Source organism: Niveispirillum sp. FG156 (assembly GCF_057809555.1).
On sequence record NZ_JBMDKE010000005.1, the window covers coordinates 159366 to 176713 of the forward strand.

General features: G+C 65.5%; 14 protein-coding genes. 7 read left to right on the forward strand and 7 right to left on the reverse strand.

Annotated elements, in window-relative coordinates; all coding sequences use genetic code 11:
* Positions 1 to 171: 171 nt before the first annotated feature.
* Genes ACODSP_RS04910 through ACODSP_RS04925 form a run of 4 tightly spaced genes read left to right on the forward strand, consistent with a single transcriptional unit; the run spans position 172 to position 6023 of the window.
* On the forward strand, positions 172 to 1341 hold the full coding sequence (locus ACODSP_RS04910) for a glycosyltransferase family 4 protein (protein WP_488964512.1): 1170 nt from the start codon (positions 172 to 174) through the stop codon (positions 1339 to 1341).
* A gap of 26 nt (positions 1342 to 1367) precedes the next feature.
* Positions 1368 to 2351 carry an ADP-glyceromanno-heptose 6-epimerase gene (rfaD, locus tag ACODSP_RS04915; RefSeq protein WP_488964532.1) on the forward strand — a complete coding sequence of 328 codons (984 nt, stop codon included), beginning with the start codon at positions 1368 to 1370 and terminating at the stop codon, positions 2349 to 2351.
* Positions 2352 to 2355: 4 nt separating this feature from the next.
* Positions 2356 to 4170, forward strand: coding sequence for a glycosyltransferase (locus ACODSP_RS04920; RefSeq protein ID WP_488964513.1), 1815 nt, complete (start codon positions 2356 to 2358; stop codon positions 4168 to 4170).
* Positions 4167 to 6023, forward strand: a complete 1857-nt coding sequence (locus ACODSP_RS04925; RefSeq protein ID WP_488964514.1) for an O-linked N-acetylglucosamine transferase, SPINDLY family protein — start codon at positions 4167 to 4169, stop codon at positions 6021 to 6023. The genes ACODSP_RS04920 and ACODSP_RS04925 overlap by 4 nt, the downstream gene beginning before the upstream one ends.
* 21 nt (positions 6024 to 6044) lie before the next feature.
* Here ACODSP_RS04925 and ACODSP_RS04930 read toward each other — a convergent pair whose 3' ends face one another.
* On the reverse strand, positions 6045 to 6968 hold the full coding sequence (locus ACODSP_RS04930) for a methyltransferase domain-containing protein (RefSeq protein ID WP_488964515.1): 924 nt from the start codon (positions 6966 to 6968) through the stop codon (positions 6045 to 6047).
* A 292-nt stretch (positions 6969 to 7260) separates the two neighbouring features.
* On the opposite strand from ACODSP_RS04930, the gene groES reads away from it, so the two are divergent.
* Positions 7261 to 7551, forward strand: coding sequence for a co-chaperone GroES (groES, locus tag ACODSP_RS04935; RefSeq protein ID WP_102114642.1), 291 nt, complete (start codon positions 7261 to 7263; stop codon positions 7549 to 7551).
* Between the two features lie 52 nt (positions 7552 to 7603).
* Positions 7604 to 9247: a chaperonin GroEL gene (gene groL, locus ACODSP_RS04940; protein ID WP_488964516.1), complete on the forward strand. Its 1644-nt coding sequence runs from the start codon at positions 7604 to 7606 to the stop codon at positions 9245 to 9247.
* Between the two features lie 113 nt (positions 9248 to 9360).
* Here the strand turns inward: groL and ACODSP_RS04945 are convergent, their stop codons facing one another.
* The 4 genes from ACODSP_RS04945 to ACODSP_RS04960 all read right to left on the reverse strand — a co-directional run bounded on the left by ACODSP_RS04945 (position 9361) and on the right by ACODSP_RS04960 (position 14312).
* Positions 9361 to 10569, reverse strand: a complete 1209-nt coding sequence (locus ACODSP_RS04945; RefSeq protein WP_488964517.1) for a GDSL-type esterase/lipase family protein — start codon at positions 10567 to 10569, stop codon at positions 9361 to 9363.
* A gap of 62 nt (positions 10570 to 10631) precedes the next feature.
* Positions 10632 to 11819, reverse strand: coding sequence for an FAD-binding domain-containing protein (locus tag ACODSP_RS04950; RefSeq protein ID WP_488964518.1), 1188 nt, complete (start codon positions 11817 to 11819; stop codon positions 10632 to 10634).
* A gap of 72 nt (positions 11820 to 11891) precedes the next feature.
* Entirely contained in the window at positions 11892 to 13082 is a 1191-nt protein-coding gene (locus ACODSP_RS04955; protein WP_488964519.1) for an aspartyl/asparaginyl beta-hydroxylase domain-containing protein, read from the reverse strand.
* Between the two features lie 201 nt (positions 13083 to 13283).
* Positions 13284 to 14312, reverse strand: coding sequence for a threonine-phosphate decarboxylase (locus tag ACODSP_RS04960; protein ID WP_488964520.1), 1029 nt, complete (start codon positions 14310 to 14312; stop codon positions 13284 to 13286).
* Here ACODSP_RS04960 and cbiB point away from each other — a divergent pair.
* The gene (gene cbiB / locus ACODSP_RS04965; protein ID WP_488964521.1) at positions 14311 to 15252 is read left to right on the forward strand and encodes an adenosylcobinamide-phosphate synthase CbiB; all 942 of its coding nucleotides are present in this window, start codon (positions 14311 to 14313) and stop codon (positions 15250 to 15252) included. The genes ACODSP_RS04960 and cbiB overlap by 2 nt on opposite strands.
* 10 nt (positions 15253 to 15262) lie before the next feature.
* On the opposite strand, the gene ACODSP_RS04970 is transcribed toward cbiB, so the two are convergent.
* Complete coding sequence (locus ACODSP_RS04970) at positions 15263 to 16726, reverse strand: cobyric acid synthase (RefSeq protein WP_488964522.1); 1464 nt, start codon at positions 16724 to 16726, stop codon at positions 15263 to 15265.
* Positions 16726 to 17343, reverse strand: coding sequence for a cob(I)yrinic acid a,c-diamide adenosyltransferase (gene cobO, locus ACODSP_RS04975; RefSeq protein ID WP_488964523.1), 618 nt, complete (start codon positions 17341 to 17343; stop codon positions 16726 to 16728). Before cobO ends, ACODSP_RS04970 begins: the two co-directional genes overlap by 1 nt.
* Positions 17344 to 17348: the final 5 nt, after the last annotated feature.

Genomic DNA, 17348 nt, shown 5'->3' on the forward strand with positions numbered 1-17348 from the left:
AAGCTGCCGGTCGGCCTCCTTGCATCTGGCGGCAGGAGCTGTTTGGCCATGCCGTCAATGGTCGGCGACTGCCGGCCCGCGATCACATGATCGCGCAAGCCAAAGGCGCGGATGCGCCCGCCCGGCGTATGAGGGAGATAGTAGTGGTGGCACTGGCTTCGGGGACGGGACTTGGCGCGTAATCTGGCATTGACCTGGCAGTTGACGGAAATCCATGGCTGGGGCCTGGTTGGTGTCCATACGGCCCTGTGCCTGGTCGACCGCAACCAGCCGCCGCTACTGCTGGAAAAGCCGGCCTTCATCACCATGCGCCCGTCCACGCGGGAAAAGCTGGAACCGCTGATGGATGGCTACAACCAGATTTCGGCGCTTTCCGCCAAGCATGGCGGCAAGAAGCTTAAGCTGCATGACTGCACAGCCCTGCATGCCTTGGGGAACCATTTCGAACCCGGCCCCACGAGCAACCTTTATCAAGGTGAGGGCAATATTGGTGTCATCGCATTCGAGGATACAAGCCTGGACAAGGCCACCCTGGAACGGGCACGCCAATATGACCGGATCATCGTCCATTCCACCTATAACAGCGACCTGCTGGCCGAACGCGGGCTGCCCGATGTGCGCGTGACCTTCCAGGGCGTGGACCCGTCGGAAATGCCGCTGCTGCCGCGCACCGGCCTGTTCGGTGAGCGGTTCGTGGTGTTTTCCGGTGGCAAGATCGAATATCGCAAGGCGCAGGATGTGGTGCTGGCGGCGTTCCGCATCTTCCACGAACGCCATCCCGATGCTCTGCTGATCACCGCCTGGCACAATGCCTGGCCGCACACATCCGCCGACATCGCGGAATCGCCGCTTGCGGTGCGCGCGCCGCGCATCGATCCGGCCACCCACCGCCTACGCATCACCGACTGGGCAGCGGACCATGGCGTGCCTGCCGACGCCTTTGTCGATCTTGGCTTTCTGACCCGCGCCCAGATCGCGCCCATCCTGGCCGAATGCCACGCCGCCCTGTTCCCCAACCGGTGCGAGGGGGCGACCAATCTGGTGGCCATGGAGGCCATGGCCTGCGGCGTGCCTGTCATCCTGTCGGACAATACCGGCCATCGCGACCTGATCCGGGAGGGGAATTGCCTGCCCCTGCGTCAGCAGACGCCCGTGCCCAACCCGCGCGGCGCGCGTCAGGGCTGGTGTGAAAGCTCGGTGGAAGAAGCGGTAGCCCATCTGGAAACGCTCTACGCGAACCGGCAGGAGGCGCGGGCCATCGGCGACCGGGGCAAGATATTCATCCGCACCGAACGTACATGGCGAGATTTCGCGGAAAGCTTTATTGATGCGGCAGCTTGATCAGCAGGTATGACGCGATGACCGGCTTGACCATCATAACCGGCGGGGCCGGCTTCATCGGCTCCAACCTCGTCGCGGCCCTGGCCGCGCGGGGGGAAGAGGTGGTGGTCTGCGACCGGCTGGGGTCCGGCGACAAATGGCGCAATCTGGCAAAGCATCTGGTGACCGGCTTCGTGGTGCCTGATCAACTGCCCTCCTTCCTGGCTGCACGGGCCGGATCGGTGAAGGCCGTCCTGCATATGGGTGCGATCTCCGCCACCACGGAAACCGATGCCGACCTGATCGTCGAAACGAATATCGGCATTTCCACCCTGTTGTGGGACTGGTGTGCCGCCAATGACGTGCCGCTGATCTATGCCTCCTCCGCCGCCACCTATGGCGATGGCAGCCAGGGTTTCGCCGACGACAATGATCCGGCGGCCCTGGCGGCTTTGCGCCCACTCAATGCCTATGGCTGGTCGAAACTGGCCTTTGACCGTTTTGTGATCGATCAGGTGGGCCGGGGCCGACGGCGCCCGCCGCAATGGGCCGGGCTGAAATTCTTCAACGTCTATGGCCCCAACGAATATCATAAGGGCGAGATGATGAGCGTGGTGGCCAAGAACCACGCCATTGCCGCCGGCGGGGGCCGCGTGCGCCTGTTCAAGTCGCACCACCCCGACTATGCCGATGGCGGACAGTTGCGGGACTTCGTCTATGTCGGCGATTGCGTGGATGTCGTGCTCTGGCTGCTGGACCATCCCGCTATCAGCGGCATTTTCAATGTCGGCTCCGGTCAGGCGCGATCCTTCGCTGACCTGATCACGGCTTTGTACCGTGCGGTGGGCCGCGAGCCGGCCATCGACTATGTCGACATGCCCGATCATCTGCGCGCCAAGTACCAGTATTTCACCCAAGGTAAGCTGGACCGGCTGCGCGCCGCCGGCTACACGGCCCCTATGACGGGACTGGAGGATGGGGTGACAGACTATGTCCGCCACTTCCTGTCCCAGCCCGATCCCTACAGGTAACGCGATGGATGCCTATACCCACGCCGTCGCCCTTCACCGCGCCGGGCAGGCGACGGAGGCCCTTGCCGCCGCCCGTCAGGCCCTGGCAGCAGCGCCCGACGATCCGCTGACCCATAATCTGCTGGGCGTCTGCCTGACCACGGGGCAGCCGGTGGCAGAGGGGATTGAGGTGCTGCGCGCCGCTGTCGCCCGCTGGCCCGATCATGAGCATCTGGTCACCAATCTTGCCATCGCCATGCTGAACGCAGGTGAGCAGAAGGCGGCATGGCACTGGTTGCGTCGTCTGGCCGTGCTGAACCCCGCCAGCGCCACCGCCTTCGACCGGCTGGGACTGCTGTGCAACACCTGGCGGGGCGACCGGGAGATGGCGGCAAGGCTGGCCGACCGCGCGGCGCGTCTTTCGCCACAGGACGAAGCTATCCGCATCAACCAGTCGCTGGCCTGGGCACCGCACGATCTGGACCGGACGATCATGGGTCTGGACGCGACCATCACGCTGAACCCGCAGAACATCTACCCCTATGTGCAGAAGGCAGGCGCCCTGCTGCGTCAGGGTCGGTTGCAGGCCGCCCTGCCCCCGCTGCGCCGGGCGATGAGGCTCGACCCCGCCAACGACGATGCCATCAAGCATGTGATGCGGTGCCAGCGCTACCTCAACGCCAGCCGGGGGGCAGCGGCACAGGGGCCGGGACCCGGCGACGGCATCTTGCTGCGCGGCCCCTTCGCCACCGCGTCCGGTTACGCCCATATGGGCCGCCGCTATATCCAGACGCTGCGGCAGCAGTCAGTGCCTTTGCAGGTCGTTGGTGTTTTCGGGCATGAAACCTGGAGCGGGGAGCCGCTGGAGGCGCCGGTGGGTGCCAAGGCTGCCATCAACATCATGGTTCCCCTGGCCGTGGAACCGATCCCAGGCCTGTCGACCATCCTCTATTCCATGTTCGAAGGCCCCCGCATTTCCTCCACCTGGGCCAAACAGAGCCTGAATGCCGACATGGTGATCGTGCCCACCGAAAGCTCCCGCTTGGCCTGGGCCAGTCAGGGCTATCCAGAGGATCGTATCCGCGTCTGCCCCCTGGGCGTGGATGCGGAACCGGCGGCGGCGGATGCCCCGCCGCTGGTCCTGGTGGATGGCGCTGGCCGATCGGTGGCCAGCTACCGCCACCGTTTCCTGAACGTGTCGGACGCCATCCCGCGCAAGAACCTGGATGGGGTGCTGCGCGTCTGGCTGCGGGCCACGAACAGGGGTGACGATGCCGTCCTGATCCTGAAGCCCGGCAAGGGCGGAAACGAGGCGGCGCGCCGGCATCTGCAGGCCATCGTGCGGCAGACGCAGGAACATGTGGGCCGCTCCTTCGCAGAGGCCGCTCCCATCGTGCTCGTCGATCAGCCGTTGACGGAACTGGAGATGACGGGCCTGTTCCGCACCGCCAGTTATTACTGGAGTCTGTCGCATGGCGAGGGCTGGGACCTGCCTTTGTCCAAGGCGGGGGCCATGGGCATGGGACTGATCGCGCCAGCCCACAGCTCCTACCTGGATTATCTGGATGACCGCTTTGCGCGGATGATCCCGTCCAGCACCGGCCCCGCCCATCTGCCCTACAGCGCGGAACCCTGGGAGCCGTTCTTCGGCCTGGATTGGTGGAACCCCGACGAACAGGCAGCCGCATCCATCATCGCCGACATCATTGCCGGGCGCGACAGTGCTCTGCCTGATGCCAGCGCCCATCTTCTCAATAATTTCACCTGGGGCCAGGCGGCGCACAAACTGCGCGGCATCCTGGCCGACGCCGGCCTGCTGCGCCAGGGGGGAGCATCGTGACCGACTTGTTCGATACGGCCATGGCCCGGCATAAGGAAGGCAAGCTGGCGGAGGCGGAAAGCCTTTACCGGCAGGTGCTGACCGCCAATCCCGACCATGCCTTTGCCAATAACAACTACGCCATTCTGCTGCGTGCGCAGCGGCGCTGGAACGAGGCGGTCGCCTATTATCAGCGGGCCTTGCGCGCCAATCCGGAGGATGCGCATGTCTTCAACAACCTGACCTGTGTGCTGTCCGACCTGGGGCAGGATGCGAAGGCGGCCCGGGTCGCCATGATGGCCATCGCGTTGAAGCCCGATTATGCGGAGGCCTGGTTTAATCTGGGCAATATCCTGCGCAATCTGGGGGGGAGCGACAAGGCCCGCCAGGCTTATCGCCGCGCGGTCCGCCTCCGCCCCGACATGGCGGAGGCCTGGTCCAACCTGGGGGATACGTACAAATCCTCTTCCGAGCTGACCCAGGCCATGGAGTGCTACCGCACCGCCCTGCGCCTGAACCCCGGCATGCCGGAACCCTATGTCAATCTGGGTGAGGTGCTGAAGGAACAGGGCCGCGTCAACGATGCCATCTCCCTGCTGCAACACGCGCTGGAACAGCACCCGGCCCTGCCGCTGCTGCATTCCAACCTGCTGTTCGCCCTGCATTACACGCCCCATGTCCCGCCGGAGGTGATCTTCCGTGCCCACCGGCATTGGGGCGAACGTCATGCGGCCCCCCTTACGGCGGCCAGCAGCAAAGCCTTCAGCAATGACCGTTCACCAGATCGCCGGCTGCGCATCGGCTATGTATCGCCGGATTTCTGCGGCCATGCCGTCTCCTGTTTTCTGGAACCGCTGTTGCGCGGGCATGACCGGTCACAGGTGGAGATTTTCTGCTATCCCATCTCCCGGCGCAGCGATGCCGTCACCGCACGGTTCCAGGCCATCACCGGCCACTGGGTCCCCCTGACGGGCCTGACCGATGACGAGGCGGCGGCACGCATTCGCGCCGACGGTATCGACATTCTGGTCGATGTGGCGGGCCATACCTGTGACTGCCGCCCGCTGATCTTCGCGCGCAAGCCGGCCCCCATCCAGGTCTCCTGGCTGGGCTATCCCGATGGCAGCGGCATGACGGCCATGGATTACCGCCTGACCGACGCCATTGCCGATCCGCCGGGCGTGACCGATGGCTGGCATCTGGAGAAACTGGTCCGGCTGGATAATGGCTTCCTCTGCTTCCGTCCGGCGCAGGAAACCGCACCCGCCGGCCCCTTGCCCGCCCGGCGCAACGGCCATGTCACCTTCGGTTCATTCAATAACAGCGCCAAGGTGACACCGGAAGTGGTGGCGCTCTGGTCAGCCCTGCTGCTGCGCGTGCCCGGCGCGCGCCTGATCCTGAAAAGCAAGCCCTTCGCCGATCCCGCCACGCTGGCCCGTTACCAATCACTGTTCACGGCGAACGGCGTCACACCTGACCGGGTGGACCTGCTGCCGCAAACCCCGGACCAGGGCGACCATCTGCGCGCCTATGACCGGCTGGACATCGCGCTGGACCCGTTCCCCTATAACGGCACCACGACCAGTTGCGAGGCGTTGTGGATGGGTGTGCCGGTAGTCAGCCTGCGCGGCACCCACCATGTCGCCCGCGTCACGGCCAGCCTGCTGCACCGGGTCGGCCATGACGATCTGGTAGCCGACAGCCCCGATGCCTATCTCGACATTGCCGCCGGGCTGGCGGGTGATCTGGACCGGCTGGAAAATCTGCGCCGGACCCTGCGCCCCTGCATGCAGGCCAGCCCCCTCTGCGATGCCTATGGTTTCGCGGAACAGGTGGAAGCGGCCTATCGGCAGATGTGGAAGGACTGGGTGTAAGGGGCTGGCCACCCCTCACCCTCAATGCGGCTTCACACCCGTCGACTGCTCAATGCTGTTCAAGGCCTCGGCCAGCCGGTGCGAGGCACTGCCACGCTTGGCCGGCTGCTGCTGCACCGATGCATCGGGTGACCATCCGGCCAGGAAGATCACCTCAAACGTGGCCGGCACGGTGCCATCCTCCTCGCGGAACAGCTCCATATAGCGTTCGGCGGCGCGGACGATGACTTCCCGCCGGGTCGGGCGCTTCAGCCGCGACAGGGCGGCATTGGTCTCCCCCATGCCACGCAGATCGCGCATCAGGCGGAACGGGTCAGGATAGCTGACGGTCAGCGTGTCCATATCCGCCACGGGCAGGGCATAACCAGCCCGTTGCAGCAGGCCCGCCGCATCGCGCAATCCTGCCATGGGGCTGATCCGGGCCGACACGCCGCCCGTCACCTCCATCTCCGCCTCCATCAGCGACCGGCGCAACTCAAACAGGCTGTCGCCGCCCAGCATGGACGCGATGAACAGCCCGTCAGGACGCAGCACCTGCCGCGCCTGGATCATGGCACCCGGCAGATCGTTGACCCAATGCAGCGACAGGTTGGAAACCACCATGTCAAAAGAACCGGGTGCAAACGGCAGCGCCTCCTCATCCGCGGCCACAGCCGGGCTGTCGGTATTCGCCGCTGCCAGCCGCGCCATGGCGGGGGACAGGTCGGCATGCACCATCTGCGTGAAGCCGTTGCGGCCCTTCAAGGCCGCCTCCACCTCGCCACCATGACTGCCCAGGCTCAGGACGCGCGGGAACTCCCGGCAGATCATGTCCAGCCGCTCCCCCAGCCGTTCCGCCACCTCGCGCAGCAAGAAATCATGGGCCCCAAGCCCAGGTGCCGCGCGGTCGCGCCGCTGGCGGATCAGGGGGCGGTCGAACAGGAACATGGTGTCGGCGTCGCTCATGCCCTTGCCATACTCCCGTCGGCCGACGCTGGCAACCCGTTGAAGGGTAGAGCAGCGGATGCACGGACATCCCAGGCCGGCGACCGCCGGCCCGCGACCCCATGGTCGCGTGAGCCAAGCCGCCGGATGGCGGCGCCCGGCACCGGAGGGAACACACATAATCTTCATCGAAATATGACAGCGGGCTTCTTGACAGGCGGGGGCAGGATGATTAGGTCATTGGCACTCACCGAGCGTGAGTGCTAACAACAGGCTCACGCCAAACCCTTTTGCCTTTTCAGGGAGAGATCCTATGAAGTTCCGTCCGCTGCACGACCGCGTCGTGGTCAAGCGCGTTGAGTCCGAAAAGAAGACGGCCGGCGGCATCATCATCCCCGACACCGCCTCCGAGAAGCCCCAGGAGGGCGAGGTTGTGGCCGTGGGTTCCGGTGCCCGTGACGAGTCCGGCAAGCTGGTGGCTCTCGACGTCAAGGCCGGCGACCGCGTCCTGTTCGGCAAGTGGTCTGGTACCGAAGTGAAGATCGACGGTGTCGAATACCTGATCATGAAGGAAAGCGACATCATGGGCGTTCTGAACGCCTGAGTCGGATCACTTTAGATCCCACTGACCTCATAGAATTCAAAGGATTAGAGCAATGGCTGCCAAGGAAGTTAAGTTCGGTTCCGACGCCCGCGCCAAGATGCTGCGCGGCGTGGACATTCTGGCTGACGCCGTCAAGGTGACCCTGGGTCCGAAGGGCCGCAACGTCGTGATCGAGAAGAGCTTCGGCGCTCCCCGCATCACCAAGGACGGTGTCTCGGTCGCCAAGGAAATCGAACTGTCTGACAAGTTCGAGAACATGGGCGCCCAGATGGTCAAGGAAGTGGCGCAGAAGACGGCCGATCTGGCCGGCGACGGCACCACCACCGCCACCGTGCTGGCCCAGGCCATCGTCCGTGAGGGCGCCAAGGCCATCGCCGCCGGCATGAACCCGATGGACGTGAAGCGCGGCGTCGATCTGGCCGTCGCCACCGTCGTGGCCGACATCCAGGCCCGTTCCCGCAAGGTCACCACCAACGACGAGATCGCCCAGGTCGGCACCATCTCCGCCAATGGTGAGGCCTTCATCGGCGCCAAGATCGCCGAGGCCATGGCCCGCGTCGGCAACGAAGGCGTGATCACGGTCGAAGAGTCCAAGAGCTTGGAGACCGAGCTGGATGTCGTCGAAGGCATGCAGTTCGACCGTGGCTATCTGTCGCCGTACTTCGTGACCAACGCCGACAAGATGATCGCCGACCTGGAGAGCCCCTACATTCTCCTGTTCGAGAAGAAGCTGTCGGGCCTGCAGGCCATGCTGCCGGTGCTGGAAGCCGTGGTGCAGTCCTCGCGTCCGCTGGTCATCGTGGCCGAGGATGTGGAAGGCGAGGCCCTGGCCACGCTGGTGGTCAACAAGCTGCGCGGTGGCCTTAAGATCGCCGCCGTCAAGGCTCCGGGCTTCGGTGACCGCCGCAAGGCGATGCTTGAAGACATGGCCATCCTGACGGGCGGCCAGGTCATCAGCGAAGACCTGGGCATCAAGCTGGAAAACGTGACCCTGGACATGCTGGGCCGCGCCAAGAAGGTGACGATCTCCAAGGACAACACCACCATCGTCGATGGTGAAGGCTCCAAGGACGACATCACGGCCCGCATCGCCCAGATCAAGGCCCAGATCGAAGAGACCACCAGCGACTACGACCGCGAGAAGCTGCAGGAACGTCTGGCCAAGCTGGCCGGCGGCGTTGCGGTTCTGCGCGTCGGCGGCGCGACCGAGGTCGAGGTGAAGGAGCGTAAGGATCGCGTTGATGACGCGATGCACGCCACCCGCGCCGCGGTCGAGGAAGGCATCGTCGCCGGCGGCGGCGTGGCCCTGCTGTACGCCACCAAGGCCCTGGAAGCCCTGGCCACCAACGGCCCGGACCAGAAGTTCGGTGTGGACATCGTCCGCAAGGCCCTGCAGGCCCCGGTCCGTCAGATCGCCCAGAATGCCGGCTTCGACGGCTCGGTGATCGTCGGCAAGCTGCTGGAGCAGGCTGACACCAACCACGGCTTCAACGCCCAGACCGGCGAATATGGCGACATGTTCAAGTTCGGCGTCATCGACCCGACGAAGGTTGTGCGCGCTGCCCTGCAGGACGCCGCTTCCATCGCTGGCCTGCTGATCACCACCGAAGCCATGATCGGCGAGAAGCCGGCCCCGAAGGCCGCTCCCGCCGGTGGTCCGGGTGGCATGGGCGGCATGGGCGACATGGACTTCTAAGTCCCGGTCGTTCAGCCGAACTGGCCTGAATGCGAAAACCCCCGGCGGAGCGATCCGCCGGGGGTTTTTCGTTTGGATGGCAAGAAAGGCCCAGTAACCCGGAGCCCGTTGTGTTAGGGGCGGGCAAACAAGGCCGCTTCCACCAGCTTGGCCATCGCTGCATACCCCGCCTCGCTGGGGTGCAGGCGGTCGCCGATATCATAGGCGGGCAGCAGGCGACCCGGATTGGCCGGATCGCGCATACCCCGGTCGAAATCGACCAGCCCGTCAAAGCCGGCGGTGGGTGACCGCAGCCAGTCATTGACCTTCTGGCGGATCACCTCGCCATCGGGCCGGTAATATTTCGCCCCCTCATAGGGCATGATGGTGCCGGCATGGATGCGCACGCCGCGCGCACGCGCCCGGTCACGCAGCTGCGACAGGCCCTGGATCACCTGGTCCGCCGTCACCTCCTCCCCCGGTTTGATGGAACCATTGCCGATATCATTGATACCGATCAGCAGCACGATATCGGTCACGCCGGGCTGGCCCAGCGCGTCACGGTCGAACCGGGCCAGCATGCTGGCCCCGGCATTGGGGCGCAGCAGGCGATTGCCGGCAATGCCCTGGTTCACGACGATGGTGCGCGCCACATCCCCACCGCGCGCGGACAGCAAGGCCGACAGTTGGCGCGGATAGGTGCCGCGCGGGGCCTGATGCGTGACGTCACCTTCGGTGATGCTGTCGCCGATGGCGACCAGGACGGGGGACGCCTGTCCCAGGACCTCTACCGTGGCCAGGGGGCTGGCCGAGCGTTTCACCTCTGCCCCCGGCAGCGAACCCGACTGCCCCGTCTGATCACCGGGCGCGATCTCCACCTGCGGGCGGTGGCCGGCCACGATGGCGGGGCCAGGATAATGGATCGACAGTGCCAGGCGTTGGCCCTTCACGACGGGCAGGGATACCGGATCGCTCAACAGCGGGGCGCCGATGGCCAGGCTGGCCTGCGCATTGCCGCCAAAGGTGACGGCAACCGCCGGCCCCGTCGCCTCACCCCTGGCGTCCAGGGGGGTCAGAAGGACAGGGCCGAAGCTCAACCCCTGCCCACCCAGCTCATTCGTGAAACGCAGGCGTAGGGCTTGGCCAGCGGCATCCAGCACCAGGGTCTGGCGCACCGTCTGCCGGTCATAGGTGGGGGTATCGCCGGGGGGCAGCGGGGCCAGCGCCCAGGCCGGTCGCCAGACCGACGCCTGCTTTGCCGGTTGCTGCCCACCCGTGACACAGGCCGACAGGCCCAGCAGCAAGGCCCCGGCCAGCAGGGAACGACCCATCACATGCCACATCGCATCCTCCCATTATTCGATATTAAGAATCATATAATGGGAGACGCTTGCCGCGATCCAGCCTAAATCACCTGCGTCAGAAGCGTCGGGATCTTTTCTTTGAAGGCGAAGAAGCCCTTGCCGGCATGGGGCCAGCACAGCGCGTCATAGGGCCGGCGCAGGGGCAGCAGCTTTACCCCCGCCCGGCCCAGTTCCAGCGACAGGCGGCCCAGCGCGGTCCGAACCGGCCCCACCGGCGCCTCCGGTACCAGCACCTGCGACAGGCCATGGGCGCGGGTCCAGGCCAGTACGTCACCAATGCCAAGGCATGAACCGGGCAGGCCCAGACGCCGCCCCATCTCCGTCACACCATCGCCCAGCGCTGCCGCCGTCCAGTCCTGCACCATGGCCGACCGGCCATCATCAATGATCAGGCCGGCCAGGGCGCTGATATCGACGCCGATGTCCAACCCCACCCCGGCCACATCATCACCATGCAGCAGCAGGCCCGTGGCCGCCCGCCGGTCAGGTACCGGTATGGCCGCGATGGGGGCGGCGGGTGGCGGCGACGCTTCCTCCAGCGCCACCGCAACCCCGCTCAACCCATCGGGATCAAACCGGCCATAGGTGTGGTCGCGGATATTGTCGCGGCGGGCCAGATAGGTTTTGCCCTTGGTATGCAGCCCCGCCACCCAGCGCCAGGACAGGGTGTTGCTGGCCGGGTCCCCATCCAGCAGGTGGCGGAAGAAGAAATCGGCGCCCAGTTCCCAGGGCAGGCGCAGCGTGAAAATCCAGATGCTGGCAAACCACATGCGGGCATGGTTATGCAGATAACCGGTCTCCACCAGTTCGACCGCCCAATCATCAAAACCCTCAATACCCGATCGGCCTTCGCTGGCCCGCTCCACCCGGCGCGCCAGCGACCGGTCATGCGCCATGACGTTCATGGCCGCGTCCAGCCCCTGGACATAGCGGTCATAGATGCCGGGCCGCATTTCCAGCCAGCCCTTCCAGTAGGCGCGCCAGAACACCTCCGCGACAAACTTCTCCGCTGCCTCCGCCCCATGCGCGGCGATGGCCGCCCGCAGCAGTTCCTGTTCGGTCACCAGACGATGCCGGACATAGGGGGACAGTTCGGACACGGCATGGCGCTTGCCGGGACCGGGGTCGCTGTTGCGCCCGGCGGCATAGGTGCGACCCATACGGGGGATGAAACGGGACAGCCGGTCAAGGCCGGCAGCGCGGGTCGGGGGGAAATTAATCATCTGCATGGGTGGGCGAGATAGATCGCAGCGGCCCGGCGGAAAGGGGGAGCGTAGCGTCAGAACCGACTTCTATGCCCTTCAGATGCCTGCGTCGGCCACCGTCCCCGTTACCGCATCCATGCTGGTCATGATGCGGGCATAGGCTTCCCGCTCCACCTCGGTCAGGTAGGGATGCCAGATGTCGAAGATCAGAACGACGCGCAGTTCATCGCTGTCGTTCCAGGCTTCATGTTCGATCGTGTCATCGAACACCCAGGCCTGCCCGACCTTCCATTCCCGCGTCTCGTTACCGACACGAAAGCCGCAGCTGGCAGGCACCACCAGCGGCAGATGCACCACCAGCCGCGTGTTGGCCACACCATGGTGCGGCGGAATGCGGGTGCGCGGCTTCAGCAGGGAGAACATGGCAACGGGCGACCGCTGCGGTACACGCGGCTGCGGCATGTCGGCCAGTACCGACATGGTAACGGGGCAGCGCTCAGCATTGGCCGGCACCGGCAGCCCCTTTTCCAGCAGATGGAAGGCGCTCCACCGCGGGGAATGGTTCAACGGCTTCCACTGATCGAGCGGCGCCCAGTCGGGATATTGTACATAAGGTACGGACCCGGACTGATCCGGATCGGCCAGCAGGCCCGCCAGTTCCCGCTGAATATCGCGCGTCGCCCCTTCCAACCGTTGCAGCCAGGGGAATTCCTCACGCTCAAAAAATTCGATGGAGGGCAGGCCCGGCAAATGGAAATGCGTGGGTTTCTGGGTATAGACCTTCCGCCGGCCCACCAGATGATCGATCATCTGGTCGATGCGACGTGTCTCCGCCGATCCGCGCGGGCTGGACAGTTCAGCGACGGAGCCGCGCAGGCTGCCTTCCAACTCACGCAGATAGGCATCATGGATCTGCTGCGCGCGGGCCACGGCGCGGCGGGTCGGCTCGTCATAATGGCCATGCGGGGCATACTGGGTCAGGGCGACGCCATAGGCCTGTGCCGCCTGGCGCTGCTGTCCCTGCGCCTCCAGCACACTGGCCCGCATCAGCAGGGCCAGGAAATTACGCGGATCAATGCGCAGCGCACTGTCCAGCGTCGTCAGGGCGCTTGCCAGATCACCACCGGCCCGGTGCGAGACAGCCAGGTTCAGCCAAAGCGAAATGTCACCGGGAAAGCTGCGCAGGGCAGTTTCCAGCATCTCCCGCGCGTCGCGCATGCGGCCGGACGCCATCAGGCGCATGGCCGTCAGGCTGGTATCCTGGGCCGTCAGTTCCGCTACCGCCATCGGCTGTTCCCTCACACACGGCAAAACGCTCACGCCCTAGTCCCAACGGACTAGGCCATTTCGAATGATAGGGATGGTGCCAATTCTGTAAAGCACCACCCGCACCCCGTGCTTAACGAGTGATTAACAGTCTATGATTTGTAACGAAACATGTCAAACCATCCCCGAATCTGCATAAAAATCAGTCAGACATATGCATTTTCAGATGGTTAGGACAAAGACTACCCGATCGAATGCAACAGAATCGGGGGCAAGGCCCAGCCGAAATAAACCAGGGCGGTCGGGAAATGCCCGGATCAGCAGCCCAGCACGTCCCATTCCATGAAACAGACCGCGTCCTTCCGGTTCACGGAGCAAGGCATAGAGGTCCGTGTGCCCCACGATCTCCATGCCTGCCTTTCGATATAGACTCAACGACCTATCCATGGCATCCGCCAACCGGCGCCTTGTATCCGCCTGCCAACCCGCATCGGACAGGGCCGCCGCCCCGACGACCAGCGCCGGTCCGGCCACCGCCCAGGGTCCCAGCCGTGCCGCCATGGCACGAACAAGGCTCGGCGGGGCCAGAAGAAAGCCCAGGCGCAGCCCCGCCAACCCGAAGAACTTGCCGAAGGACCGCAGGATCAACAGGCCCGGTTGTCCCGCCAGCGGAGCCAGCGACAAATCGGGCCGCAGGTCACAGAACGCTTCATCCACCAGCATCCATCCCCCACGCCGCGCGATTTCCGACAAGAGGGGCCGCAGCCGCGCCGGATCATGGGTGCGCCCGTCAGGATTGTTGGGATTGACCAGCAGCAGCACGTCGGGCAGCGGCCCCGCAGGGTCCGGCAGGTCGGCGATCGTCCGCACCCGGTGCCCGGCCCGCCGCCAGGCGGGGCCATGTTCGCCATAGGTGGGACCGACAATCGCCACATCCGCCCCCGCCGGTCGCAGGAAGGGCAAACCACTGATCAGCACCTGTGACCCTGGTGCCGCCAGGATCGCGTCGGGATCGCTGACGCCATAGGCCACCATGCCGGCGCGCGTCAGCGCCGCCTCATCCGCCGCCGATGGCAGGCGTGTCCACAGCGCCGGCTCCAACGGGGGCAGCTTGTAGGGCCAGGGGTTGATGCCCGTCGACAGATCGATCCAGGGCCGGGGTGCCTCGGGGAACAGGACAGACATCACACCAAGGTCGCCGCCATGGGGCTGCGCGCATCCACCATCCATGCTATCACCTTGTTCCATCATGGAGATTTTCCCACCCCTGTTGATCTGTGCGCTGGTTCTGGAGGCTCTGCTGGGCTATCCGGATGCGGTTTTCCGCGTCATCCGTCACCCGGTTGTCTGGATCGGGGCCATCATCGCCGCCTTGGACCGCGTACTGAACCGGGGGCCGGGCTGGCTGCGGCGGCTGGGCGGTGTGGTGACGGTGATCATCCTGATGGGCGGGGCGGTCGGCCTTGGGGCGGCATTGCAGGTCTGGCTGCTGTCCCTCCCTTTTGGCTGGTTGCCCCTGGCGCTGCTGGCATCGATCCTGCTGGCCCAGCGCAGCCTGTACCGGTTCGTCAACGCGGTGGCGGTTGGTCTGAATAAGGACGGGTTGGCTGGTGGCCGTGCTGCTGTGGCCCATATTGTGGGCCGCGACCCGGAAAGCCTGGCTGAGGCAGGGGTGGCGCGGGCCGCCATCGAAAGCCTGGCGGAGAATTTCTCCGACGGGGTGACGGCACCCGCCTTCTGGCTGGCCGTTGGGGGACTGCCCGGCATCCTGGCGTACAAGGCCATCAACACCGCCGACAGCATGATCGGCCACCGCACGCCCCGGCATGAGGCCTTCGGATGGGCCGCCGCCCGCCTGGATGATCTGGTGAACCTGCCTGCGTCGCGCCTCACCGCCCTGTTGCTGGCACTGGCCTCGGGCCGCCGTGCGGGCGCAGCCTTGCGGGCCGTCTGGCGCGACGCCGGCAAGCATCGCAGCCCCAATGCCGGCTGGCCGGAAGCCGCGATGGCCGGCGCGTTGAGTCTGCGGTTGGCCGGTCCCCGCCGCTATGCCGGGCATGTGGTGGACGATCACTGGATGGGCGATGGAAGGGCCGAGGCGACGGCGGCGGATATCGAAGCAGGCCTGCGGCTGTATCGCCGCGCGCTGGCCCTGATGTGGCTGCTGGCGATAATTGGAATAGGCATCTAACGCGCCCCCCTCACCCCGCGACGGCCAGCAGCCCGTCCAAATCCAGGTGCCGTTCCACCGCCGCTGCACATTCATCCAGCGCAGCATCGACCGCCGTTTCATAGGACAGGCCAGACGCCACGCCAAAGCCGGACAAGAAGCCAGCCCGAAATCCGTCGCTGGAAAACAAGCCATGCACATAACACCCGGCGATGCGCCCATCGGGCGATACCGCCCCCTCCGCCCCGGCCCCGTCGATGCGCAACAGGGGGCGGTCGCGGCCCGGCCCCGTCGTCACGCCGACATGCATCTCATAGCCGGTAAACGTCCCCTCGCCCGCAGCACCCGCACCGGTGACGGGTTTCAGCACCTTGGACCCGGTCAGGACCGTATCGACATCCAGCCAGCCCAGGCCCGGCACTTTGCCCGCCGGCCCCTCGATCCCACCGGGATCGGCGATGGTGCGACCCAGCATCTGATAGCCGCCGCAGATGCCCAGTACGCGACCGCCGCGCCTGATATGGGCGTGCAGATCCACGTCCCAGCCTTGGGCGCGGAAGAAAGCCAGATCGGCGATGGTGGACTTGCTGCCCGGCAGGATGATCAGGTCGGCATCTAGCGGCAGGGGGCGGCCCGGCGGCACCATGGTCACCGATACTGACGGTTCCAGCCGCAGCGGGTCGAAATCATCGAAATTGGCGATGCGCGACAGCATGGGCACCGCAATGCGCAGCGCCCGGCCCGCCCCCGCCCGCCAATGGTCCAGCACCACTGCATCCTCCGCCGGCAACCGCGCGGCGGCGGGCAGGAAGGGCAGCACACCGAAACTGGGCCAGTCGGTGCGGCGCATGATCTCGATCAGGCCATCATCGAACAGCAGGACATCGCCCCGGAACTTGTTGATGATGAAGCCCTTGATGGCGGCACGGTCGGCATGGTCCAGCACCGTATGCGTGCCCACGATGCTGGCGATCACCCCGCCCCGGTCGATATCGCCGGCCAGGATGACGGGGACGTCGGCGGCCAGCGCAAAACCCATATTGGCGATGTCGCGGGCCCGCAGGTTGGTTTCCGCCGGGCTGCCAGCCCCTTCCACCAGGATCAGGTCGGCCCCGTCCCCCAACCGACCGAAACTGTCCAGCACGGCGGTCAGCAACGTGCCCTTGCGCTGCTGATATTCCGACGCCTCGGCGGTGCCCAGCATGCGACCCTGCACCACCACCTGCGCGCCCGTATCGCTCTGTGGTTTCAGCAGGACCGGGTTCATATGGACGGACGGGACGACACGGGCGGCGCGCGCCTGCAGCGCCTGTGCCCGCCCGATCTCCCCCCCATCCGCCGTGACAGCGGCATTGTTGGACATGTTTTGCGGCTTGAAGGGACGCACCGACAGGCCCCGGTTGGCAAAGGCGCGGGCCAACGCCGCCACCAGCAGCGACTTGCCGACATCCGATCCGGTCCCCTGGATCATCAGGGCGCGGGGCCGCGTCGCCATCAGAACTCGATCCCGGCCTGGGCCTTGATCCCGGCATTGAACGGGTGCTTCACGGACTGGAACTCCGTCACCAGATCGGCGGCATCCATCAGCAGCGGGTTGGCATTGCGCCCCGTGACCAGCACATGCAGGTCGGGACGGCGCGATACCAGGGTCGCCACCACCTCATCAATATCCAGATAGCCATAGCGCAGGGCGATATTCATCTCGTCCAGCACGATCAGGCGGTAACGCTGATCCACCATCATGGCGCGGGCCTGATCCCAGGCGCGACCGGCGGCCAGGATATCGCGCGCCTTGTCCTGGGTTTCCCAGGTGAAGCCCTCTCCCATCACATGATGGTCGATCAGGTCATCGAACCGTTCCAGCGCCACCTGTTCGCCCGTGGCCCAGGTGCCCTTGATGAACTGAACAAAGCCGACACGAAACCCATGGCCGGCGGCGCGCATCATCAGGCCCAGCGCCGCCGTGGACTTGCCCTTGCCAGGGCCGGTATGGACCATTAGCAGGCCCTTTTCATTCTGACGTTCACCGACCCGGCGATCCATCAGGGCCTTGCGCTTCTGCATCTTGGCCTTGTGGCGTTCGGCATCTTCCGGCGTAACAACGGCTTCCATCTTGA